At 56.3% G+C, this 24,102-nt stretch carries 16 protein-coding genes; 3 read left to right on the forward strand and 13 right to left on the reverse strand.

What is annotated here, in order from left to right:
- The 3 genes from JW953_20085 to JW953_20095 all read left to right on the forward strand — a co-directional run.
- On the forward strand, positions 1 to 186 hold a 186-nt coding region (locus JW953_20085; protein MBN1995005.1), incomplete at its 5' end, for an RraA family protein.
- 26 nt (positions 187 to 212) lie between these two features.
- Positions 213 to 686, forward strand: a complete 474-nt coding sequence (locus JW953_20090; protein MBN1995006.1) for a hypothetical protein — start codon at positions 213 to 215, stop codon at positions 684 to 686.
- Between the two features lie 55 nt (positions 687 to 741).
- Positions 742 to 1,290, forward strand: a complete 549-nt coding sequence (locus JW953_20095) for a flavodoxin domain-containing protein (protein ID MBN1995007.1) — start codon at positions 742 to 744, stop codon at positions 1,288 to 1,290.
- Between the two features lie 250 nt (positions 1,291 to 1,540).
- Here JW953_20095 and htpG read toward each other — a convergent pair whose 3' ends face one another.
- From htpG to JW953_20160, 13 genes are all read right to left on the reverse strand, one after another.
- Positions 1,541 to 3,493, reverse strand: a complete 1,953-nt coding sequence (htpG, locus tag JW953_20100) for a molecular chaperone HtpG (protein ID MBN1995008.1) — start codon at positions 3,491 to 3,493, stop codon at positions 1,541 to 1,543.
- 209 nt (positions 3,494 to 3,702) lie between these two features.
- Complete coding sequence (locus JW953_20105) at positions 3,703 to 5,061, reverse strand: acetyl ornithine aminotransferase family protein (GenBank protein MBN1995009.1); 1,359 nt, start codon at positions 5,059 to 5,061, stop codon at positions 3,703 to 3,705.
- A gap of 649 nt (positions 5,062 to 5,710) precedes the next feature.
- Entirely contained in the window at positions 5,711 to 6,661 is a 951-nt protein-coding gene (locus JW953_20110) for an N-acetylmuramoyl-L-alanine amidase (protein ID MBN1995010.1), read from the reverse strand.
- A gap of 10 nt (positions 6,662 to 6,671) precedes the next feature.
- Positions 6,672 to 7,373, reverse strand: coding sequence for a hypothetical protein (locus JW953_20115; protein MBN1995011.1), 702 nt, complete (start codon positions 7,371 to 7,373; stop codon positions 6,672 to 6,674).
- A 125-nt stretch (positions 7,374 to 7,498) separates the two neighbouring features.
- The gene (locus JW953_20120) at positions 7,499 to 9,937 is read right to left on the reverse strand and encodes a hypothetical protein (GenBank protein MBN1995012.1); all 2,439 of its coding nucleotides are present in this window, start codon (positions 9,935 to 9,937) and stop codon (positions 7,499 to 7,501) included.
- 2 nt (positions 9,938 to 9,939) lie between these two features.
- On the reverse strand, positions 9,940 to 12,729 hold the full coding sequence (locus JW953_20125) for a hypothetical protein (GenBank protein MBN1995013.1): 2,790 nt from the start codon (positions 12,727 to 12,729) through the stop codon (positions 9,940 to 9,942).
- Between the two features lie 87 nt (positions 12,730 to 12,816).
- Entirely contained in the window at positions 12,817 to 14,244 is a 1,428-nt protein-coding gene (locus JW953_20130) for a cellulase family glycosylhydrolase (protein MBN1995014.1), read from the reverse strand.
- A gap of 66 nt (positions 14,245 to 14,310) precedes the next feature.
- A complete protein-coding gene (locus tag JW953_20135) occupies positions 14,311 to 17,262 on the reverse strand; it encodes a cellulase family glycosylhydrolase (protein MBN1995015.1) in 2,952 nt (983 codons plus the stop codon).
- Between the two features lie 219 nt (positions 17,263 to 17,481).
- Positions 17,482 to 20,424, reverse strand: coding sequence for a cellulase family glycosylhydrolase (locus JW953_20140; protein ID MBN1995016.1), 2,943 nt, complete (start codon positions 20,422 to 20,424; stop codon positions 17,482 to 17,484).
- A gap of 171 nt (positions 20,425 to 20,595) precedes the next feature.
- A complete protein-coding gene (gene prmC / locus JW953_20145; protein MBN1995017.1) occupies positions 20,596 to 21,486 on the reverse strand; it encodes a peptide chain release factor N(5)-glutamine methyltransferase in 891 nt (296 codons plus the stop codon).
- A 52-nt stretch (positions 21,487 to 21,538) separates the two neighbouring features.
- Positions 21,539 to 22,612 (reverse strand): peptide chain release factor 1, encoded by a 1,074-nt coding sequence (gene prfA / locus JW953_20150; protein ID MBN1995018.1) that lies wholly within the window; start codon positions 22,610 to 22,612, stop codon positions 21,539 to 21,541.
- A gap of 131 nt (positions 22,613 to 22,743) precedes the next feature.
- Entirely contained in the window at positions 22,744 to 23,088 is a 345-nt protein-coding gene (locus tag JW953_20155) for a hypothetical protein (protein MBN1995019.1), read from the reverse strand.
- Positions 23,089 to 23,106: 18 nt separating this feature from the next.
- Positions 23,107 to 23,814, reverse strand: a complete 708-nt coding sequence (locus JW953_20160; protein MBN1995020.1) for a DUF4469 domain-containing protein — start codon at positions 23,812 to 23,814, stop codon at positions 23,107 to 23,109.
- Positions 23,815 to 24,102: the final 288 nt, after the last annotated feature.

A 24,102-nucleotide genomic window follows, 5' to 3' on the forward strand; every position in this document is an offset into this window, starting at 1 on the left:
GGCTGCGACGACGACGGCATTGTGGTGGTGCCGCTTGAAGTGGCCGGGGAAGTGGCGATCCACGCCCGGGCCATCCTGCTGGCCGACATGCGGGCGCGGCGGAAACATTATGAAAACCTTAACAAGCAGCCCGACTCGACGGTTGATTTTGCAGCGGTGGAACAATACTATGCTCAATTTGAGTAGTAGCATCACTATATGGAGCGTAAACAATGAAAAACTTTTCTCTGGAACAACTCAACTTATTCATCGTCCGGGCCAAAGCAGCCACTTACGTAGGCGGGGGGGCCAAAAGCCTCGCGTACCGGCCCGGCGCCCACGATCTTCAATTTCACGAGGGTAACTTTGCCTATCTGGACAGCTACTTTGGCGGCACGGATTTTTTGGGCCAGGAAGTGGTTTACTTTAGGGGCCGGCCGGTGTGGGTGATGAACTATTATGGCCGCATCCTGGAATCGGACCTGATCCGGGCTGATGAAGCGGGACAGATTATCAAACAAAGCCTGTCGGCCTTATACCAGGAAGGCCGTTTTTTGGGCGGTTTTGAATATTCTACCGCAAAAAACGACACCTATTTTGACACCAACGAGGGCGAGATGACGTCGTTTACCGGAAAAGAATGGATTATGCGCCAGAATACCCGGGTTTACGAACTGGTTTACCACGGCGGATTGGTGAAAGAATAATAGCCAGCGAACATACCGGATCAATGTGGCGAAACCTATTATCTTGGAGGAATCAATGGGCAAAGTGTTAGTGTTGTACTATTCGGAAACAGGGCGCACCAAAGCCATGGCTCAATTGGTGGCAGAAGGAGCGGCCATGGTGGCAGGGATAGACGTTAGCTTAAAAAGCGTAACTGAAGCAACGGTAGATGATTTATTTTGGTGTGACGGCATTGCCGTGGGCGCGCCGACGCATCTGGGTTCTGTGCCCTGGGAAATGAAAAAGTGGTGGGATGGGTTGGTAAAACCCGCCTGGCAAAAAGTGGATGGCAAATTTGGCTGCGCCTTTTCTTCAGCCGGTGGGCTGGGCGGCGGGCCGGAACTGGCCTGCCTGGCCCTGCTGACCATTTTGATGAATTATGGTTTCCTTGTTTTTGGCGTCACCGATTATGTGGCTCCGCTCCGCACGTTGCACTACGGCGCGGCCCTGCCGGGCCGGCCCAAAGACCCCAGCGAAAAGGATATTTGCCAACGCCTGGGCTTGAGGCTGGCCGAGTGGGTGGCCTATTATGTTGACGGCAAACAGGAAGCGCATCCCTCCCGCGCGGGGTATGGCAGAATTTGACGTATTTCTCGTTCCCTACTAAAAACAGAATGAAATCGATACTTTTGTAAGCGACAAGCTGAATGTCATTTCGAGGCCGTAGGCCGAGAAATCTCCTTTTAAAGGTACGGTTTCGAGGAGATTTCTCCTGTAAGCGTAGCGGCGTCGAATGACATATCCACCGTTTTTACTGAAAGTACCGGTTTCAAACTAATCTCGCTATAAATTTGAGAACGAGAAAACACTTTTGCCGCTTCTCTATTTTTGCGGCTCACTTTACCCTTGCTGCCGCTTCCATCAATTGCTGAATGCGGGGAACCATCTCAGCCGGGTTGGGGTGAATGCCTTCTACCACCAGGGCGCTTTCAAACAACTGCTCGATCAAGGGATTTAGCAGCTCGTCTTCGGCGTTGGCTGCCAGGCGGGCGGAGATGTTCTGGATCAACCCGCTCTTGCGGTTGATCTCCAAAATCTTCTTGGGAATTTGATAATCCTTGTCCAACAAACGCTGCACCCGCTGCATGCCGGTATTCATTGCCCCGGCCGGATTGACCAGCCGACAGGGACTGTCGGTTAAAATTTTGCTCTCCTGCACGTCCTCCACGCGGTCGCCCAACACCTCCTTAAACCGGCTTACCAGCGCCTCAAACTGGTCAGGCGGGATGGCGTCTTCCTTCTTTTCTTCGCCGGTTTTTTCCTCTTCCGGCAAATCCAATCCGGCATCGTCTACATTCTTGAGCGGTTTGCCGTTATACTCCCGCAAGCCAACCAGCATAAAGCTGTCCATGGGATCGGTCAGATACAACACCTCCAGATTGTGTTTTTTGAAGTACTCCAGGTGCGGGCTGCGCGAGATCACGTCGTAATCGTCGCCCAAAATATAATAGATTTCGCTCTGATCTTTCTGCATGCGCTCAGCATATTGAGCCAAAGAGATCAACTCGTCTTTGCTTTGGCCCCGGCTGGATTGGAAACGGAGCAGGTCCACAAATTTGCCGTGGCTATCCGGCTCGGTGGCAATGCCTTCTTTAATGAAACCGCCGAACTCCTGCCAAAAGGTACGGTACGTGTCCGGTTTTTCCTCGGCCAGCGTGGCCAACTCGCCGGCAATGCGGCGCACCAGCACGCTCTTGATTTTTTCCAGCAAGGGCGTGGACTGGATGGTTTCGCGGGACACGTTCAGGGGTAGGTCTTCCGAATCTACCACGCCTTCAACAAAACGCAGGTATTTGGGCAGCAGTTCTTTGAAGTTTTCCTGAATGAGAATCTTTCGAGAATAAAGCTTAAGGCCATAATCCTCTTTGACGCCAAAAATCCGGTAATCTCTTTTGGACGGCACAAAGAGCAAGGCGTAAAACTGCACCGGCGCGTCCGCCGAAGTGTGCAGCCGCAGCAGCGGGTCGCCAAAATCAAGGGTGAGTTGGTGATAAAAGGATTTGTACTTTTCTTCATCCACTTCGCGGGGCGATTGTCGCCAGAGGGCCGTTTGTTGGTTGGCCTGGACAAATTCGGTTTTGCCTTCGGCTTCACCCTCGGCGGGCGGTTTTTGCTCTTTAACGTAAATGGGGAAGGCCCCAAAATCAGAGTGGGTTTTGACGATCTGCCGGACGCGATAGACCTGGGCAAACTCTTTGGCGTCTTCTTTGAGTTTGATCACAATGGTGGTGCCCCGGGCGGCCTTTTCCGCCGGGCCAACGGTATAGGTGCCCTGGCCGCTTGATTGCCACACGGCGGCCTCGGCCTCGGGCCGGTATGAGCGAGAGGTGACGGTCACTTCGTCGGCCACCATAAACACGGAATAAAAGCCCACCCCAAACTGGCCGATAATGTCGGTGGTAAGGGGCTGGCCTTTTTGGCCGGCTTTTTCCATAGCCTGCAAAAACTGCTGCGCCCCGGAATGAGCAATTGTGCCCAGGTTTTCCACCATTTCTTCCTGGGTCATACCAATGCCCGTATCGCGGATGGTTAGGGTGCGATTCTTCTCGTCCGTTTCCAGATAAACGGCCAGTTCTGCGCCTTCATCCAGTACGTCACGATTGGTGAGCATTTCAAACTGAATACGGTGCAGCGCATCGAGCGCGTTAGAAAGCAACTCGCGCAAGAAGATTTCGCGGTTGGTATAGAGGGAATGAATAAGAATGTCCAGCACCTTTTGAATTTCGGCCTGAAATTCAATGGGGGCCGGAGCCGTTTGAGTTTGTTTGTTGCTTTTTTTCTTGGCCATTTTTATACCTCCAACTGAAATTACGCCCTTCCAGTTTATCTCAAATTTGTTTGATTTACGTTAGAATTGTGGGACGGTTCATAGAGTGGGGCGCGTTTCAAAAATTTTAGCCGTAGGGACAGGACAATGTCCTGTCCCTACCCTAATTTGGAACAAACCCCAGGGCCAGATTATAACAAAGTTGGGGGATTTTTCAAACGGCCTATCTTTTATTTGTGTCGCCCGGAAACAGCCTTAAGGGACTCTTCCATAATTTCCACGCCCTCGTCGGCCAAATCCTGGCTTAACATCAGGGGAGGCATAAACCGGATGGTGCTGACGCCGCAAGGCAGCAGCAGTAGGCCGTTGTAGAACGCCTCGTGGATCAGGTTGGCCACAAACTTGGCCGCCGGTTTTTTGCCGGCCGGGTCTGTGACAAATTCCATGCCAATCATCAAACCCTTGCCGCGCACATCGCCAATCATGGGATAGCGGCCGGCCAGGTCTTTCATCTTATTTAACAAATATTGACCCACTCTGGCGGCGTTATCTTTATACTCGTTTTCCACCAGGTCAATGGTGGCCAGGGCGGCGGCGCAGCAAAGGGGATTGCCGCCGTAAGTATTGCCGTGCGCGCCGCGCGGCCACTGCTCCATCAACGACTTCCGCGCCGTAACCGTGCCAATGGGCATGCCCGAGGCAATCCCTTTGGCCGTGGTGATAATATCCGGCTGCACGCCCCAATGCTCTATGGCAAACATTTGGCCGGTGCGACCAATGCCGCTCTGCACTTCGTCGGCAATCAGTAAAATCTCGTAACGGTCGCACAGGTCGCGCAGGCCGGGCAAAAATGAATCCGGGGGCACAATGTAGCCGCCCTCGCCCAAAATGGGTTCAATCAGAATTCCGGCTACTTCGGCCGGCGGCACATTACTTTGGAACAACACGTTTTCAATATAATTCAGCACCGCTTCGCCCTGGTCGTTGCCGGCTAAAATGGGCCGATAGTTGTTGGGGTAGGGTACGTGGGTCACGCCCGGCATGGTGGGGAAAAAGCCGTCCTGCTGGGTGTATTTGCTGGCCGTAAAAGCCAGCGAGCCCATGGTGCGGCCGTGAAACCCCCCCAAAAAACCAATGAACCGCTGCCGCCCGGTGACCAGGCGGGCCAATTTGATGGCCCCTTCCACGCTCTCGGTGCCGGAGTTGGTGAAAAACGACATAGCCGGCTCGGCCATGGGGGCGATGTCGTTCATTTTTTCGCCCAGTTTAACCTGTAGCTCGTGATAATAATCCGACGAAATGTGCACAAATTTATCGGCGGCGTTTTTGATGGCCTGCACCACCTGGGGATGGGCGTGGCCGGTGGAGGCCACGGCAATGCCGGCGGCAAAATCAATAAAACGATTCCCGTCCACGTCCCACGCTTCCGCGCCGCGGCCGTGGTCCATCACAAAAGGATAGTCGCGGGGGTAGGAGGGCGAAACCACCTTGGCGTCTCGAGCCAGCAAAGCTTGCGCTTTGGGGCCGGGCAGGTCGGTGATTATGCGTTCTGGGCTGACTTTATTTTTGGTAATTTGATTTGCTAACATTTTATCTACTCCATGTTATTTGATAAAAGACGATTATTCACCTTGCCATGTCATTCTAAGAGCCTGTCTCTTAAATGTCATTTCAAGGCCGTTAGGCCGAGAAATCCCTGGAATCTCGCCGGAAAACTTCACGCCGTAGAGATTTCTCGCTACGCTCGAAATGACATGTTAGGCTTTTCAGACAGGCTCTGAGGCCATAGGCCGAAGAATCTCCATGCGGCGCTGCTTTGCTTAGTTTTTGGTAGACTGCATAGAGATTCTTCGCTCGTTCCTCGCTATTAAGAAACTGCCGGTAGGCCGGGGGGCTTGGGGGGTGTCCCCCCAATAGTTTCTTTTCTGATTGAATAAGGTCTCGGCCTTATGGAACCCTCAGACATGACCTGAATAGTTACCTTTGGCCCTTGGGGTGCGCTCTGGATGGAGATTACCAAAGAGAAAAAATAGCAAAAACCACAAGCGCGTTCAACCAAGCGCCATTCATTTTAAAAAATAAAGGGACAATGTCGCTCAAAATACGTTGAGCGACGGCAAGATTGCGTTTGGGGAAAAACTAAGAGGTTAAGTCCAGCAGCCCAAAGCCAAGGGCGAAGGACAGCCAGGTAAAAGGGGATAGCACAAATACGGCGCGGCCTTCATTTTTGGGTTTACCTCACCGGCCCAGAACCCCGGCCACTTCACGTCGCAGCCGGTCCAGGTCGTAGTTACGCGGGTCGGATTTTCGGCCCGGGGGCAGGGCAATGTCAAGATGCCCCATAATGTCGTCAATACTGATATTATACTGATGGCACAGGTAAGCGCATAAAGCCACGTTAGCGTTGTGTTGGGCTTCCGGGTAGGGGTCTAACCCATCATTCAGATTGACCAACTCAATGCCCAGGCAGTAGTCGTTGCAAGAGGCCCGGCCTTTCCACTCGCTTTTACCGGCGTGCCAGGCGCGGTCGGTATCTCGCACGTGCTGGACAATTTGGCCGTCTTTGCCAATGGTGTAATGGGCGCTCACTTTGGCGTTGGGATTGTTGAACCAATCAATCACGCCTTGCAGGGTGCTGTTTGCCGTAGCATGAATGGTAAGAGCGGTAATATCTTGGGGGTTGGACCGCCGGTTAAAGTTGGGCGAGCCAACCCACTGGATAGATGGCTTTGGCGGCGCGATGCCGGTGGGGAGAGTAGGCGTTACTGGGGCAGGCGCGGCAGGGGTTGGACCGGGCGTGATTACCGGCCTCGGCGGCGCACTGACCACAGGCGTGGCGGGCGAGGGGGAGGCTGTAGAGGTGGTGGATGCAGCCGGGGTTGCGCCGGCCACCGGCGGAATAATCAACACCTGGCCCACCCAAATCCGGCTGGGATTGGCAATGTTGTTGGCCCGTTGGATAAGGGGATATTTGTGGGCGTCGCCATACATTTTAAGAGCAATCTTGCCCAACGTATCGCCGCTCTTAACGGTATAGGTGGTGGGCGTGCCAGAGGTGGCCCCATCGGCATACTGTTTGAGATGTTTGGCAATCACCTGGCCAATGGAGGTGCCTTCACTGGTGGCTCGATTCAAGGCCGCCTGAAAAACCGCATCATCCACATCTACTTGAATATTCCGAAACGCCATGGTCTGCTCCTTATGGTACGTATAGGATGCGGCCACAGCCGCCGCAATAGATTAACTCGTTGCCGGCCCTGGCCCGCTGCATTTTACTATGGGAGGGAGCTATGCCACATCCTTGACACACTCCTTCTTTGACCGCAGCCACGGCCACGCCGGCTTTTGAGGGGCGTAACGCTTCATATTCGTCCAAGTCATCCGCCTCAATTCCGCCAGCCAGGCCCAAACGTTGTTCCACCAGCTCTGTTACTTTTGCTTCTAACTGGCTTTGTTTTTTGAGCAAATCGGCCTGGTCGGCGGCCCAACTGGTTTGCACGTGAGATAACTCGGCCTGGGCCTGGGCCAATCGTTCTCCGGCTTCTTCGGCCTCAACCATGGCCTCTAACAAAACCTCTTCCCGGTTAGCATAACGGCGTTTCAGCGAGGCCACTTCGTCTTGAAGGTTGGCGGCCTCTTTGGCGCTGAACGCTTTGCCGCCATAGAGCATTTTTTCTTGTTGCGCAATTTTATCACCCAAACTTTTTACTTCTAACTCCAAATCCCGCATTTTGGTCTGAACGTTATGCAGGTTCTTATCCGCCGTCTCAACCGCTTTCTGAGCATCCTTTAAGGTTTGACTTTCGCCCAGCCTGGCGGCAATATCGGTCAATTGCTGCTTTGTTTTATCTAATTCGCTATCAAGGGACTGCAAGCGGTAAAGCCGTTGAACTTGACTCAAGAGTAACCTCGGCAATGGGTTAGAATTTAGAGGAGTTTGAGTAATTATAACACTGTTATGGCGAGTAGTAAAGATTTCAATTGATTAGGATGTGTCCAGAATTTTAGGCAGGCTGAACACACCGGTCAGTTTTTTCCATCCCACGAGAATTTTCGCTCAAAGCCAGGCATCGCCTCAATCGCTTCGATGGTTAAGGTTCTATCGCCGGAGGCGCTGTCAAACCAGGCTGCCGGATCGTGCGGGTCGGCAATGAGCCAGGGACAAAAGGCAAAAAAATAATCTGGCAGGGGGGCGCCGTTAGAAAGCCGGCCGGTACGGAACCAATCAAAAACGGCCAGGTGATAATCGCGGTGCACTTTATCGTCAATCACGGGAAAACGATCATCTTGGGCTTCACCGGGCCGCCAACCGCCTTCTCCGGCAATCATCACCGGCGTAAAGCCGATTTCTTCTTCAAAAATTTGGGCAAATTCTCTAAAACCTAATACGCCGTTTATATCCTCGTCATAATCCGGCGGATGATTCAAGCCGTAAGGATGCGGCACAAAAAAGAGGCGGTCAAATACATCCGTCATTTGCCGGGCCTTCATCTGTTGCAGCGTGGCCCGCAGCCAGTCCGGGTTGAGAAATTGCAGCCCCACATACCCCCCGGCATCATAAACCTGGCGAATGGCCGGCAATAGATGGCTCAAGTACAGCTCTTGATCAAGGGGATGCGCTTCGTCCCATTCCTGGGCCAAGCTGGGTTCATTATAAAGTTGAATATAGGGGGCCAGGCCTTGCGAGCGCAAATATTCAACATCGCCGGCCCAGTGCTCATAACTTTCATAAGGCCGCACAAAGGGCCGCCAGACCACCATCAGGCCGGCCTCCCGGAAAATAGGAGCCGAGCGCATCAATTGGTAACGATTGGCATAAGTCACCAGCGTCCAGCGCATCCCCAGTTTTTGCATACGATTGACGTGTTTCTGCATCTCAATTTCGTCAAACCAGTGGGTTTGCAAAAAATGAATACCGCGGCCATTGTCGGCTTCCGGCCGGGGCCATGTTTTCAACCAGCCAATATAATCCTGGCGGGGATCGGGAAAATTCAGCGGGGGCGGGGTGATGCCCGGCAGGGGTTGGCCCGGCGTAAATTCGGCAAAGCGGCGCACGTCAACGTCGTAGGCCGTCCAGACCTGCCCGTCAAAGTGGATTTTCAACTTGCGACCAATGAACCAGGGGCGCTCCTCCTCTGCCAGCGCCACAAAATCAAATTGTTCGGCCAGCAGGGGGTGGTCGAGGGCGGTATACACCTGCCAGGTCTGTTCCGGCCAGCGCCAGGCCAGATAGTGATCACCGGCCACCCAAACGGTGTTGTCTTTGGCAATCGCCAGGAAACGCGCGCCTTGGTCCGTCAAACCTTCGGCCAGGGGATAGTTTGCCCAGGTCTCATTTTGGTAACGGGTTACGCCGGAGCGGGTAGCCAGCCAGAGAGAGCCATCCGGGCCAAGTTTGAGGTCGGCGATCTCGTTGTCCGGGAGTTGGCTGTTCAAGGTATGGTACACCTGCCAGCTATCCGTTTCCAGGTGGTAGCGCAGCAGCCCGGCAAAACGGGTGCCGGCCCACAAGGTTTTGGCCGGGGCATCAAAGGCCAGCGCTGTGATATTTTTTAAGGGATCGTGCGCGGCGTTATGATCCAGCAAATTGTAAACCGTTTCTTTTTGATCGCGTTCCAACCGGATCAGGCCCCGGCCAAGGTGATAGCGCTGGCCGGAGGGGTCAAAATGGTTGGCGTCGGCATACCAGATGGTGTTTGGGCCAACGGCCAAAGCCGGCACCCAACCGGATTGGCTCTGCCCCAACCGGGTTTGCCCCTCAGCGGCGACCAGTTGCCACACCTGGCCGGTGGCGGTGCCCAGATAGAGGGTTGGCCCATCGTCGGCCAGGGCGGTGATGGTTGGCTCGTTGGGCAGCCGGTATTGTTGATATTGCATTTGGGCCACGTCCCACCGGGTCAGCAGGCCGGTTTCATTGGCCGTCCAGAGAAAGCCGTTGGCCCACAAAACGGCCGTGGCCCGGGGATGCGCTCTATCGTAATCTGATAAGCTAAGGACGGGCAGCGGGTCAGGAGCCAGGGCAAAGTGGCCCAGAAAATCATCCGCCACCGGCGACACGGCCAATAAATTGCCCCCCAACGCCTCCATTGTTTCAACGTCCGGCACGCGATACCGCTGCCCTTCTTTGAGCAAATAAATGGTGGGGTCGGTGTGGCCGGTGAGCCAGCGGGTCAAGGGCAGGTCAAACGAATAACCGGCCAATGTTTCATCAGAAACTTCAACCACATCGCCGGGTTGGTAGCCCAGGGCCAGGTAGGTGGGCCAATCATCAATGTGGCGCAGCCGGTTATCTTCCATCAAACGGTAAATGGCCGGGCCGCTCCCTTTGAGCGGCCGGCCCACCAGGACAACAGGAAGGGGCGTGCCAGTAGGCGGGGGGATGGGGTTTGGCGGGGATGGGGTGGGAGAAGAGCACGCTACCAACAGCAGGAGAACAATCAGGAGGATGGGTTGTGATTTTATCATTTTCAATCAGCCATATTTAACCGGCCCAACTCAAGCCACTCACTCACGGCCTGGCCGGTTTCATCCAAAATTTGGGTTTGCAGGCGATACGTCCCGGCGGGCAAGTCCGGCGGAATCCAGAGCGCGTGATTATCCCGCACGCGCTCGCCGGCGGCCCAACGGGTGGTGGGGTAACGATTGTGGGAAGGTTGGACGATTTCCGCCAGCGCAATTTGGCCGTCGGGAGCCAGCAGGCGCACGCCGATCCGGTAGTCAACTTCAGGGGCGGAGGTGGCTTCCCAGAAAAGCGCCAGGCGGAGAAAGTCGTTACGTAAGATGAAGTCTCGTTCCGGGGTGGCGCCGAGCAGGCGGAGCGGCAGGTTTCTTGAAGTTTCGTCCGCCGGAGCGCCGGCTTCCCCAAAAGCCTGAGTTTGGTTGGGCCAGGTCAGGCCCAATTCAGCCAGGGCGGGCGGGCCGCTCGATTTTTCCACCGTCACCGGAATGGCCATCACGTCGGCCCAGGCCAAAGCGCCGCCTTCTTGTACGGGGAGACGCGCCCAGGTGGCGGGGTCGTACAGGCCGATCACCAGAAAATAGTCGCCGGGAGGCGTGCCGGGAGGGATAGGCACAGTATGCGGGTCTTGCACAAATCCCCACGGCTGCCAGCGGGTGGCCAGTAATTTGCCCGGATGCAGGTTATCCTGCGCGGCGTACAGGTGGCGCTCCGCATCAACCAGTTGGGCCAGGCTACTATAGTTGGTGGTCAAGGGGTGGCGAGCCTGCCAGTATGCGGTTAGATGGAAGTTTTCGCCGGAGGTGGCGGTTTGGCAATCCAGGTCATAGCCAAGCAGGTTGACCTGCCCGCCAAAGTTGATCAGTTTGGGTACATCCGCCCCGGCCACATAAACGCCGTCAAACGAATGTTTGAGCGGATTATCAAACCGGTCAAAATAAATAATTTTGCCGGCGATCAAAACCAGGGCCAGGCCGGCCAGCATCGCAAATTCTCTACCCTGGCGATTTTCTGGCCGGGTTTGGGCGTCAAAATTTGAGTATTTTAGGCCGGTAATGAACAACCCGATCATAACGAACAACGAGGCAATTGACACGGCATTAGCAACCCGCCGGAGCGGCGTTTCCCGGAAAAGAAGTTGCAGGTGATGCCGCCCCGCGGGCATCATCACGCCTACCAGCCCGCGTTCGCTGACCGGAGCAATAAAACCGGGCTGGCCGTCAACCAGCGCCTCCCAGCCGGGGAAGTAAAAAGTGTGAAAAACGACCTGGTATGGCTCCGGCAAATCAATAACCAGCTCTGCTTGATTAAAGCCGTAATTGGCGATCTCAATTTGGGTCTGCCGGGGCAGATAGGCCGGGTCCAGTCGCTCAATGGTTGTTCCGGCCCGGTACATTGGTTCCAGCGGAGACTCGTGGGGTGTTTGTTTGACCCAAACAGGCAGGTATTCGCCAAAAGAGGTGGTGCCGATGGCGCCGCTGGCGTGTTCATAAGCTATCATCTCCAGTAACGTTGGTTCGGTGGGGAAGGGGTCGCGGTAGCGCGGATATAGCAGCGGGAGGGCGGTCAAAAAAATCAAGATGACGCCGGCCAGGGTGAACCCAAGCCGGAATCGTTCTGGCAGGGCCACCACCGATAGTCCGGCCAAAATAGCCAGCAAAAACGCCGCCGGTCCCAACAAACGGTGCGGATGTTGGACAAAAGCCAGCAGGGGCAGCCGCTCCCATATTCCTATAGAAAGAGGCAGCATCATAAAAATGGCCCCAACCAGCCCTACCATCGCCCAACCTACCACGGTCCTTTGGCCCGGCAGCCGCAAACGACGTATACCCAACAGGCCCACGACGGCTAACCCCACCTGGGCCAAACCCAGGGCCAAGGGGTAATGCGGGTTGAGCAGGCCGGTGTTGGCCGGTTGAGGCAGCGCAAACAGGTCTTTGAGAGTGATGAAGTTGAAGCGGAAGTCAAAATCAGGGCTGATGATGACCCGCTCTACCTGGGCAAATTCTTTTTCGGCCATGGCCGGGAGCAGGAAAAAGGCAGCCAGGGCCAGGCCCAACCCTCCGGCCAGGATCACGGGCCAGGTCGTTTGCCGGAGAAAGATGGGCCGCTGCTGCGCCCGGCTGAATTGGCTCAACAATTCGACACCCAGGTAAAGCAATAAAAATGGGGCAAAAAGCAGGCTGGAAACGTTGTGCATCAGCAGGGCCAGGCCCAGGGTTAAGGCGCTGAACGGCAACAGGCGCGATACAGGCCAGGGCCGGCGGGCACGCTGCCTGAGCAAACGGCCAAACAGCCAAAACACGAAGGGAAACATAGCCAGCGCCCAGGCCGCCGGCAGACTGCCCCTGGACAAGGTATTGAGCAGTTGCATAGGCGCATACACGTAAGCCACGCCGGCCAGCAGCCCGGCTTTGGCCCCAAAATAGTCTTTGGTAAAAAGATAAACCCCTGTGCCGGATACCAGCAGGGCCAGGATAAAAGAAGCGTTGAGGGCATTAACCACGCCCAGACCGGGCCAGCTCAACAGCAGGGTAAGATAGTAGGAGAGCGGGGCGTAAAAAACAAACAGCGGAAAGCCGTAGCCATAGGCCAGGTCGGGCAGCCAGCGGGCAAACAGGATGCCCTGGCCAACTATATGTTCCAGGGCGACCACGCGATACAGGTGCAGTAACCCGTCGGCGCTATCGGTGATGGTATGGGGTTGGATCAGGGGCGTGGCGGCCGGTAAGGCCAGGAGCCAAACCAGGAGTAGGGAAAAATCTAACGAGCGGCTAAGCCTGCTGAGAATTTGTTTCACGTTAGCATAGGATTTTACAGGTCATGCTTATAGCGTAATGTGCCTTGCCGGACAGACGGATTACGTTAAAAACATGACCTATCATATTTAATCCTTGGGCATTGTCTTTAACCCAAAATAGGCCGGGGCAGGCGTGAACTCCGGGTAGGTGGGGTAAACAATGCTCCAATAGGTTTGCTCGTCTTGCATGGTCCACTGGGGATTGGCAATGTAGATCAGGCTCATCACGCCAATCCAGGGCTGCCAATTTTCTTTGGCGTAGGCGTAGGCCCGCTGAAAGTATTTGTCTTGCTGCTCCGGCGTAACCGCGTGCCAGTTATAGGGCGAGTCTGGGCGAGGGTCAATGGTCCAGCCAAACTCAAGCAGCACCACTTGTTTGGCCTCATCGCCATTGCGAACCATCACTTCCCGCACGTCTTCCACGTGGCGGAAGCAATAAACCCGGCGCAATTCTTCGGGCACGGCGTTTTCCGGCTTGAAGTCGCCGGGGTTAGCCAGGCCGGGCGTGCTGGCCACCTCGGCGGGGTCGGTTTCCGGGGGCGAAGCGTAACCGGCGCCATGCACGCCCAGGGCGTCAAAATAAGGTTGGGCGCCAGCATCGTACATTTCTTGAATGTAGTAAGTATCGGGCCGGGCCACGTCGTCGTTGCGAGTGGTGGGGGCCATGCCGGCGCTGATGATAATGGGATAGGGGTCAATGGCCTTGATGGCCTCGGCGGCCATTTTGAGCATTTGGGTATATTCGGCGGCATTGGGCGGGCGATTGCCCCACTCGCGGGCCAGGTTAGGCTCGTTCCAAATCTGGTAAGCGTCAATACGGCCCTGGTAACGGGTAGCTACGGCCGCGGCAAAATCGGCAAAATCTTGCACGTTGTTAGGCGGGCCAACTTCAGGAAAACCGCCGCCGGCCCATTCCGGCTGCACGCCCAGGCGCACAATCACCTTGAGGCCGTGCGCGTCAATTTGGTCCATTACCCGGTCGGTGCGACTCCAATCAAAAGCGCCCTTACCGGCGCCTTCAATTTCTCGCCAGGCAAATTCCTGCTTAACCCAGCGGAAACCGGCATCTTTGACCAGTTGCAAATCCCGGTCGGCAATTTCTTCTTGCCAGAACAGAAACACCTGCATGCCGTAATCGGGCGAGGTCATGGTGACGGGCGCGGTGTTGAGCACGGGTTCAACCGGAATGGGGGTAGGTTGAGCGGCGGGTGGGTCGGTGGGGGCAGGTTGGTCAGAGGCGGCAGGTTGGTTGGGGTCGGCGACAGCCGGCTCTGTGGTAGGCGCAGGCGCTGCCGCAGCAGGTTGGTCCCCCTCCTGAAAACGGACAATTTCAAAGGTGGGCGTGGGCGGCGTTTCGGCTTTTGGCGGGGTAGACTCATAAAAGAAGATGGCGTAAATGGCAAATATGGCCGCACAAGCCACTACCAGGGCAACCCCTCCGCCCACAATAATGGGCAGGGATAACATTAACCAACTTTTACCTTTTTTTGGTTGCAAATTGTTTTGTCGATTCATTTTCAATCCCACTCATATAAAAGCCTGGGACATTATCCCCCCAGGCTAAAAAATCTTAATATTTTGTTATTTGGGCATATTGGCCAGCGCATTAAAAGCGGGGGTGCCAATAATGCCAAAGGCGGCCAATTCAGAGCCGGGGGCAGTGACCCCGTAGTCCAGGTTCCAGAGAAACATCGGGCCAACCCATCCCCAACTCTTGGCCAGTTGATAGGCTTCCACAAGCCACTGGGCCTGTTCCTCAAGGCTATTGTCGCGGGCGTACTCGTAGCCGGGTTGGGGGTTGCCGGAAACAGCCCAGCCAAACTCGGTGGGAGAGATGGCCTTGCCGCCATCGCCGTTGGCCACCATCACGTTGCGATAGCCTTCCATGGTTCCCCGGAAGCACCAGCTATGGTGCCGGTTTTCAAAGGGGCCGCGGAAATTGGTGGCAGTGGGATCCTCCACGGTGGTCCAATCGCCATTGGCCGGGCAGTTATACCCGCTGGGGTGAGAACCCAAAGCGTCAAAGAAACCTTTGACCCCGTTGGCGTACATCTGGTTCAGGTAATCAATGTCATCCATGGCCAGGCCGCCGACACTGCCGGCCGGGGTCATGGCTCCGCTGATCACAATCATATCCTGGTTGACCGATTTGATGGCTTGATAAGATAACTGCAAAAGCTGAACATACGCCGCAGGATTGATGCGGCCCTGGCCACCGGCTTCGTACCAGAGATTTTGCTCATTCCAAACTTCAATAGCGCCCACCTTACCCCGATACCGGTCGGCGGCGCGGGCCACAAATTCGGCGTATTTGGCCGGGTCGGCGGGGGGGCCTTCGACACTTTTGTCGTCATCCGGCGGCCTGGCCCAATCCGGCGCTTTGGGGATGCTCAACATCACGTTGATGCCGTTGGCGTTGTACTGGCCAATAATGTCGTCCCACATACCCCAGGAGTAGCCGCCCGGCGACGGTTCGGCGTCTTTCCAGGCCATCTGGAATTTGACCCAGTTGAAGCCCAGGGCCTTGATGTGGCCGATATTGCCGGAGGTGTTGCCGCGCGGGTCGGCCTGGACGCCGTAGCCAAAGGGCACGTTCACAGCGGCCACGGCCGGCGGGGCCGGCGCAGAGGGTTGCTCAACAGCCTCAACCGGAGCGGCTTCTTGAACCGGCGCAGGCGTGGGCGTGGGCGGTTCAGGCGTGGGCGTGGGCGATGGTTCGGGGGTAGGGGTGGGCATGGGGGTGGGCGTGGCCACCAGCACGGCTACTTCGCCGCGGGGCACAGCTGCGGCCGCATTGGGACCGGAAGAAATGGCCGCGCCTACCGTATAGGAGCCGCCGGCCTCCGGCGCGGTCCACTGATAGTTGGGCGCGCTCAAATCCACAATTTGCTCGGCAATTACGCCGCCGGTTTCGTTTTGCACCCGCCAAACCACGGAGTATTGGCTTTCCACCGGCGGAATGACCAGGTCAAGGAATTTACGGATAACTTCCCAGATGCGGGCATCGTTGTTTGCGCCAAGCAGATTTTGCACGGCAATGCCGCGCAGATTATATTGGGCCACAAATTGCAGCTTACGGGCAATACTGGCCGCGTTTTCCAGATAAACGGTGTGCTGGGTATTGTTGTCGTCAAGGTAAGCAAACCAGTAGGTTCCACTGGCGCTATCAAACTGGATGCCGGTGGAAGCCTGGGCGCCTTTTAAGGTAAAGTTCACTTCCTGACCCGGGGTGACGATATTGGTATCGCCCAAAATAGAGGCCGCGCCAATCGGCTCAAGGGCCTGTTGGTAGGTAATGTTACGCGTAATGCCGTTGACCTGTTCGGTGCTGCTGGTGGGCAAGAGCAGTTGCAATTTGTAACGGTTCACCTGGCCCACCGCCCAATCCAGCATGGCCTCCATCTGGCCGCCCGGCGCATAAGCCCGGGGATCGGGCGAGGTGGGCACTTTGACCACGTTGGCAATGCGCCCGATGGCCTGCCAATCGTAAGCGCCGGTATCCCACGTATCGGCCGAAACCTGGTGCGGCAATTCTACCCGCACCGAGAGTTGTTTATTATCAGGCAGTTGCGCGCGCAGTTGGGCCAGAAAGGCCGTGTATTCCTGTTTTAGATCAGGGTTGATGCCGCGATAATCAAGGTCAATGCCCTGGTAAGCGTTTTTCTGCACCAGGTCCACTATCGCTTGCAGGTGCTGTTCGCGGGCGTCGGCGTCAATGAGCAGGTTGTCTATCAAGTCGGAGCGAATGGAACCGGTCTCGCTCCAGTTGCGGATAGTGGGAATGACCGAAAAGGTGGCGTTTTGAATTTCCGGGGGTAGTTGGCCCAAATTGTCAACAATGTCCCCCTGGTTGTCCAGAAAAAGCCCTTGCGGGTTAATTTCCACCAGCGTATCTTTGATGTCGTCGGGCAGAACGCTATCCACGGCGTAGTCGGTGGATACGTTGGGGTGGATGGCGTGGGTTTGCATCACTACCACCGATACGGGGAGATAAGCCAATTCAGACTCAATCAGGTCTTCGGTTAACAGTTTGCGGTTCGGCAGCCACTCCCAACTTTCGCCGTTCCAGGAGTATAAATCCAGGGTGTTATAGGGTTCGGCTTCGTTGGGGATAGGGATTTTGAGGACGATTTTCTCCGGCATGGCCCCTTTCCGCTGAACACTGTAGTAGGGGCTTTTAACAATTAGGTTGGGGGGAATGCTTTCCGCCGCCGTGAGCAGGCTGTTGCCGGCCGCGCCTTCTAAAAACAGGCTGCGGGGGATGGCCGAAAGCTTAACCCGGAATGAACGTTTGACCCCTTCCGGCAAAAACGTAATCTGCGTTCCGTCGGGGTCTTGAATAGCGCCCCCGTCGCGGCCAATGCGTTCGTAGCCAATGCTGAGCAAACGGTCGGCCAGGGAAACGGGGGGCAAAAGCAGCGCGCTCAAAATGAGCAGAGGGATTAACAGGAAATTGATCACTACGCCGCCGAGACGGCTTTCCAAAACCGTCTCGAACATATACATGAGCGGGTTTGTATTTGATGACGACATTAAACGCGCTTCTCCTTTCCTTCATCCATCCAAATTGTCAGCCGCTGGCCGCCGGTAGTCGGCGGCCGTTTTAGGCTAACGGCTAAAAGCGCAATGAATGGTGCTGGTTGTTCCCAAAACCAACACAACAATCATCAATATTCTGAATGGTATAGTATAACCAAAAAAAAGAAAAAGGGAAATGTTGCCGTTTAGGCAATTTTTCCCCTTGTTTAATCATTACTTGGGCATATTGGCCAGGGCATCATAAGCTGGCGCGCCCACAATGCCAAAGTTGGCTAACTCGGTGTTACCGGCGGTAACGTTGTAATCCAGATTCCAGAGGAACATTGTGCCCACCCAGCCCCACTGTTGGCCCATTTGGTAGGCTTGCACGGTCCATTGCGCCTGCCGCTCCAACGAGTTTTCCGCGGCAAAGGGGAAGCGGCCATCATCATATCTCATTACCGGCCAGCCAAACTCGGTGGGCCAGATGGTTTTGGCGCCGTCGCCGTTTTCAACCATGATCTGGCGATAGGCTTCCATGGTGTTGCGGAAAAAGAAACTGCGGTGGTCGTCGTAACCCCGGCTGGGGTCATAATCGCCCCCCGCAAAAAGGGCGTCGGGAGGATTGGCAAAGCCGCTGGGATGGGCGCCAATGGCGTCGCAATATTGTTTGAGGCCGTGCGTGTACATTTGCTTCAGGTATTCCTGGTCGTCCATGGCCCCGGGCGGCGGCGCGCCGGTAGGCGTGAGCGCGCCGCTGACCACGATCATATTGGGGTCAACCGCCTTGATGGCGGTATAGGCCGCCTTGAGCAATTCCATATAACGGGCGGGGTTAAAGGGTTCGCGGCCCCATTCGTAATCAATATTTTGCTCGTTCCACACCTCAATGGCCTGCACGCCGCCCTGGTAACGTTGGGCTACCAGGGCCACAAAATTGGCATAGGTGGCCGGGTCGGCCGGGGGGCCTTCAACGCTAAAATCGGTGTTAGACGGGCGCGCCCACTCCGGCGCTTTGGGAATACTGAGCATCACCTTGATGCCGTTGGCGGCGTAAGTGCGAATGATCTCGTCCCAACTGCCCCAGTGATAATCGCCGGGATGCGGCTCCACGTACATCCAGGGCATTTGCAATTTAACCCACCGAAAGCCCATGCCCTGCACCAGGCCCACGTTTGATTGGTGGTTGCCCGGGTCCACTTGAATGCCATAGTCAAACGGCAAGTTACCCACCGCCGAGCTTACGGCCGGGGCCGACCCACCGCCGGCAGGTTGTTGCGGCGCAGAGGCCGGTTGTTGCGCCGGAGCCTCCGGCTGGGGTTCCGGGGTGGGGGGGATTTCTGGCGTGGGCGTGGGGAGGGGGGTGGGAGTAGGGCTAGGCGTGGGCGTGGCCACCAGCACCGCCACTTCGCCGCGCGGAATGGCGGCGGCGCTATGTTGGCCCTCAACAATCGTCGCGCCAATAAGGTAGGAACCGCCGGCTTCGGGCGCGGTCCAGGTGTAATTGGGGTTGCTCAAATCGGTCATGTGCTCGGCAATCACCCCGCCCTCCTGGTTTTGCACCTGCCAAACCACGGCATATTGGCTTTCCACCGGGGGGATGACCAGGTCCAGGAAGTTGCGGACCATGGCCCAGGTGGAGGCGTTATTGTTTTCCTGGCTCAAATTTTGCACGGCCACACCCCGCAAGTTATATTGGGCCACCAGTTGTAACTTGCGGGCCATACTGGCCGCGCTTTCCAGGTACACCGTATGTTGAACATTGTTATCGTCCAGGTAGGCAAACCAATAAGCGCCGCTGGCGCTATCGAATTGAACGGGGGTGGCCGCCAGCGCACTTTGCAAGCCAAAAGCCATTTCCTGACCCGGGGCCACCACGTTTGCGCCGTCCATCACCGCGGCCACCCCAATGGGGGCCAGGGCCTGCTGGTGACTGATATGGCGCGTGGCGCCGTTGACCTGCTCGGCGCTGCTGGTGGGCAAAATGAGTTGCAATTTGTAACGGTTGATCTGCCCCACCGCCCAATCAAGCATATTTTCCATCGCCCCGCCGGGCGCGTAAGCCCGCGGGTCGGGCGAAGTCGGCACTTTCACCATATCGGCCACGCGCCCAATAACAGGCCAGTTGTACGCGCCGGTATCCCACTGTTTGGCCGAAATTTGATGGGGCAGTTCTACTCTAACCGAAAGCTGTTTATCTTCAGGCAGGGCGGCCCGGAGTTGGGTTAAAAAGGCGGTGTATTCCGGCTGCAAATAAGGGCTGATGCCGCGATAGTCAAGGTCAATCCCGGCGTAGCGGTTCCGCTCAACCAGCTTGACGATTTTTTGCAGGTGCTGTTCGCGGGTATCCGGGTCAACCAGCATGTTGTCAACCAGGTCGGAACGAACGGCCCCCTCATCTTCCCAATTGCGCAGGGTGGGGATGATGGACAACCGTGAGCGTTGAATTTCCGGGGGAAGCTGGCCCAAGGTGTCAATAATTCTGCCGCGGCTGTCTAACAAAAGGCCCTGGGGATTGATTTCAACCAGCATGCTTTTGGCGTCGTCGGGGAGAGTGGCATTGGCCGGGTAATCGGCGGCAATGTGGGGCTGCACGGCGTGGGTTTGCATCACCACCACAGAGTCGGGCAGGTAATCCAGTTCAGACTCAATCACGTCGCCGCGCCGGGCTATCCGGCCGGGCAACCATTCCCAGGTTTCGCCGGTCCAGGTATAGAGGTCCAGGGTGTGATACGGTTCGGCCTCGTTGGGAATGGGAATGTTCAGCGCCACTTTTTCCGGCATAGCGCCTTTGCGTAAAACGCGGTAGTAAGGGCTTTTAACAATGAGTTGTGGCGGGATATTTTCAGCCGCCGCCAGCAGGCTTTTGCCGGCTGTGCCCTCTAAAAAAAACTCGCGGGGCACGGCGGTTAGTTTGACCCGGAAGGAACGATCAATCCCTTCCGGCAAAAACGTAATCTTGGCCCCATCGGGGTCCTCAACCGTTCCCCCTTCGTGGCGGTCAATGCGGGTGTAGCCAATGCTCAACAGCCGGTCGGGCAGGGCGATAGGCGGCAGCAGCAATATCAGCAGGATCAGGAGGGGGATGAGCATAAGGTTGAGAATGATCCGGCCGGGCAGGCTTTCTAAAATCGACTCAAATACGCGAGCAAACGAATTTGTTCTGGACGATAACAAAGGCGCAACTCCCTTCTTCTTACAAATTACAAAACGATCAAAAAACGACCTTCGCCGTCGGTTATTACCGACGTTGATAGTTTGAGACAAAGTGTTGGCTGTTCCCAAACCCAACACACAAAAACGGGTTTAGTATAATGAAAAAACCAAAAAAGGGGAATCGAGGGGGTTTTAATCAGATTCGCGGTTAAGCACTAACAAACGGTCCAAACCGGCCAAATCCTTTTTGATTTCAAGATGAGCCTGGGGAAAATACTCTCCGGCCAGCCCGGCCGCGGCGGCGCCCTGGCCGGCCCCAATTTCAATAAGCAGGCTGCCGCCCGGCGCCAGTTTTGTCGGGGCCTGGGCCAACAGCCGCCGGATAAGGTCCAGGCCGTCCCGGCCCCCATCCAGGGCCGGCCGTGGCTCGTACCGGCTGACCTCCGGCGGGGCGGCGGCCAGTTCTGCCGGGCTGACATACGGCGGATTGCTGACGATCAAAGCAAAGGGATAAACCAGAGGCTGCAACAAATCACCTGCCACCCAGCTAATTCGGTCCGCCACCCCATGCCGCGCCGCATTTTGCCGGGCTACCTGTAACGCTTCCGGCGAGCGGTCAACCGCCACCACCGAAACCCCGGCAAGGTGTTTGGCCAGGGCAATGGCAATGCAACCGCTGCCCGTGCCAATATCGGCAATGGAAAGCGGGGTTGAAGATGGCGCGGAACCGGGTTGGCCAATTGGGGCGCAACCTTTGATGGCCGCGGCTATGTGGATGGCGGTTTCCACCAGGAGTTCCGTTTCCGGGCGGGGAATGAGCACGCGCCGGTTGACTTGAAAATCAAGCCCAAAAAATTCCTTGTGGCCGATCAGGTAGGCCACCGGCTCCTGCTGCACCCGGCGGGTGAGCAAGTGGTGAAAGCGACTTATTTGCCGGGATGGAGGGACTGCTTGGGAGTGGGTGTAGAGCCAGGCCCGGTCTTTATGGAGGGCATGGGCCAATAATACTTCCGCATCCAGCCGAGGCGTATCGCTTTGGGCTTGCGCCAGGCGCTGCACGGCGGTTTCTAAAATGCTTCTTATATTGTTACCCGGCAAGATTTGCGCGATCCATTAGAATATTAATTTCCGCTACCTACGTTGTGGCCAGCCTCTTTAGTTTTTCTTCCTGATCGGCTTTGCTCAGCGCCTCAATAAAGTCGTCAATTTCGCCCTCAAGAATAGACTCCAGGCGATGGCTGGTAAAGCCAATGCGGTGGTCGGTGACGCGGGTTTGGGGAAAGTTGTAGGTGCGGATTTTTTCACTGCGGTCGCCGCTGCCCACCTGGGAGCGCCGGGCCGCGCCGTGCTCGGCCTGAATGCGCCGTTGTTCTTCATCGTACAGCCGCGCCCGCAAAATGTTAAAGGCTTTGGCCCGGTTTTGTAACTGGCTTTTTTCATCCTGGCAGCTTATGATAATGCCGGTGGGGATGTGGGTGAGGCGCACCGCCGAATCGGTGGTGTTGACGCTCTGCCCGCCCGGGCCGGAGGAACGGAACACGTCAATGCGCACCTCGTTGGGGTCAATCTCCACTTCCACCTCGTCCATTTCCGGCAGCACGGCCACCGTGGCCGTAGAAGTGTGGATGCGCCCGCCGCTCTCGGTTTCGGGGATGCGCTGCACCCGGTGGACGCCGCTTTCGTATTTAAGTTTGGAGTAAGCGCCCTGGCCGGCCACTTGAAAGATGATCTCTTTGAAGCCGCCAATGCCCGACTCGTGCCGGCTGAGCACAGACGTTTTCCAATGGTTGCGCTCGGCGTAGCGGCTGTAAATGCGAAAGAGGTCGGCGGCAAACAGGCCGGCCTCGTCGCCGCCGGCCCCGGCCCTAATTTCAACGATAACGTTTTTATCGTCGTTGGGGTCTTTGGGCAGCAGCATCAGGCGCAATTTTTGCTCAAGCTTTTGCTGCTGGCCGGTCAACGTTTCAATTTCTTCCCGGACCATTGTTTTCATGTCGTCGTCCAGGTCCTCGGCCAGCATGGCCCGGGCGTCGGCCAGTTGGGCCAACACGTCCCGGTAACGTTGGTAGGTTTGCGCCACCGGCTCCAGGCTGGCTTGCTCCTGGCCATATTTCATCAGCCGTTCCGGGTTACCGATTACCTGGGGGCTGCCCATCAATTCAATCAACTCATTATACCGCGCCTCTACGGCGGCAAGTTTGTCTAACATATAAACTTCCCCACAACATTAGACCCGCCGGCGAGGGCGGGTCAAACTTTGTCTTTACGGCTAACATGATAGATGAAGAGCAACGAGTCGTCAAACCGGCCGGGTGACAACGTGCGTCGCCGGGGGAAAACCTAAGCAGAGCCGGCTATTTCCCAGGTCCAGGCCAGGCCCCATTGATTGGGCGCGTATTCGCCGCCCCGGGTCCATTGGCTCAAGATGACGTTAAATTCTTCCTGGGTAATTTCCACCAGGCCGTGTTTGGCAAACGTTTGGGCAAAGTTTGCCGCCTCCCCTTCAATTTTATAGTACCCAATCAAATATGCGCCGCTTGGCCGGTCAATTTTGGGTTTGTAATGCTCACCCACCACCTTGTCCCCCTCAAAGTCAACCCAGCCAAAGAAAAAAGGCAGATTATTTATTTGTAACTCGTCTCTGGCCCGGTAATAGGTTCTGGGGGGGGCCTCATTTGGTTCCATAGTTGCTAACCTCCATAATTAACTATCCCGGTTAACCGTTAACGCCACCGGTAAGGCTCCGGCCCGCACCTCGCTTTTGCCAAATAGGGCGCGTACCTCCAGGGTGTATTGGCCCGGGGCCAGGGAAGGGGTCATAAAAATGAGTTCGCCGGGTTTGTTCTTGCCGATAATGTCTACGCGGGTGGCCGGGCCGTTGGCCGCCGGGGCCAGGAAGAGACCCTGCCGGGGATCGTTTGGCTCAAACTTCAGCCGGTAGCCGGTCAATTGCCCCAAACCGCCGGGGGTTAAAGTGCTGTTGCGCCGGTTGCTGACCAGGTCAAGATACTCCACCGGATGGGGTGTGGGGATGACGGCTTGGCCCTTGGCGGCCCGCGCCCGCCGGCGCACCATGGCCCGCAGGCGTTTGCCGGGGCTGGTATTGGCCGTAAGCCGGTGGCGTTTGGGGTCAAAGGTATCGGTGGGGCCGTTAAACACGCCTTTAAGCTGAACGTTGTAGTTGGCGCTGGGGGTATTCACGTGCAAACCTTCCAAAACCATCTCTTCGATGGCGGTAAAATAATCCTCCAGCACGCTCAAAATATCGGCCCGGGTGACGGTGGAGCCGTGCTCCACCATCCGCTCTATCACCTCGTCCAGCCCCGCGGTAGCTATCGGTTGGGCCACCGCCTTATACGTATCCGGCTGCGCGGTCAGGTGATTTTCAAACAATACGTAATGAATGGGCATGGTATCTTCTCCGTAAGTAACTACGCCTTGGCCGGGACCCGGCCCGGACAAAGCGCCTCCCGGCGGGGAGGGGGCCGGCGATAAGGGCCGCTGAAGATGCCTGACCCCGCTTCCAAGCCAGGTTATGTTGCTCTGAGGGAACCACACCTGGTTTGTAGGATTGAAGACCCTAAAGGTCTCAGAGACCTTTAGGGTCTGGCTCCCTCAGAGCAACTGTGATTTAATTTTATCAAAAACGACGCACATCAAGCCGGCGACCAGGCTTGTCGGGTGCGAACCATTGCATTA

It is taken from the genome of Anaerolineae bacterium (assembly GCA_016931895.1).
In the GTDB taxonomy this organism is placed as follows: Bacteria; Chloroflexota; Anaerolineae; order 4572-78; family J111; genus JAFGNV01.

Excerpts from the sequence above, each read along its gene's own strand:
- htpG (MBN1995008.1), bottom strand. The coding sequence starts at position 3,493 with ATGGCCAAGAAAAAAAGCAACAAACAAACTCAAACGGCTCCGGCCCCC.
- prfA (MBN1995018.1), bottom strand. The coding sequence starts at position 22,612 with ATGTTAGACAAACTTGCCGCCGTAGAGGCGCGGTATAATGAGTTGATT.
- JW953_20105 (MBN1995009.1), bottom strand. The coding sequence starts at position 5,061 with ATGTTAGCAAATCAAATTACCAAAAATAAAGTCAGCCCAGAACGCATA.
- JW953_20160 (MBN1995020.1), bottom strand. The coding sequence starts at position 23,814 with ATGCCCATTCATTACGTATTGTTTGAAAATCACCTGACCGCGCAGCCG.
- JW953_20120 (MBN1995012.1), bottom strand. The coding sequence starts at position 9,937 with ATGATAAAATCACAACCCATCCTCCTGATTGTTCTCCTGCTGTTGGTA.
- JW953_20090 (MBN1995006.1), top strand. The coding sequence starts at position 213 with ATGAAAAACTTTTCTCTGGAACAACTCAACTTATTCATCGTCCGGGCC.
- JW953_20155 (MBN1995019.1), bottom strand. The coding sequence starts at position 23,088 with ATGGAACCAAATGAGGCCCCCCCCAGAACCTATTACCGGGCCAGAGAC.
- JW953_20110 (MBN1995010.1), bottom strand. The coding sequence starts at position 6,661 with ATGGCGTTTCGGAATATTCAAGTAGATGTGGATGATGCGGTTTTTCAG.
- JW953_20130 (MBN1995014.1), bottom strand. The coding sequence starts at position 14,244 with ATGAATCGACAAAACAATTTGCAACCAAAAAAAGGTAAAAGTTGGTTA.
- JW953_20135 (MBN1995015.1), bottom strand. The coding sequence starts at position 17,262 with ATGTCGTCATCAAATACAAACCCGCTCATGTATATGTTCGAGACGGTT.
- JW953_20095 (MBN1995007.1), top strand. The coding sequence starts at position 742 with ATGGGCAAAGTGTTAGTGTTGTACTATTCGGAAACAGGGCGCACCAAA.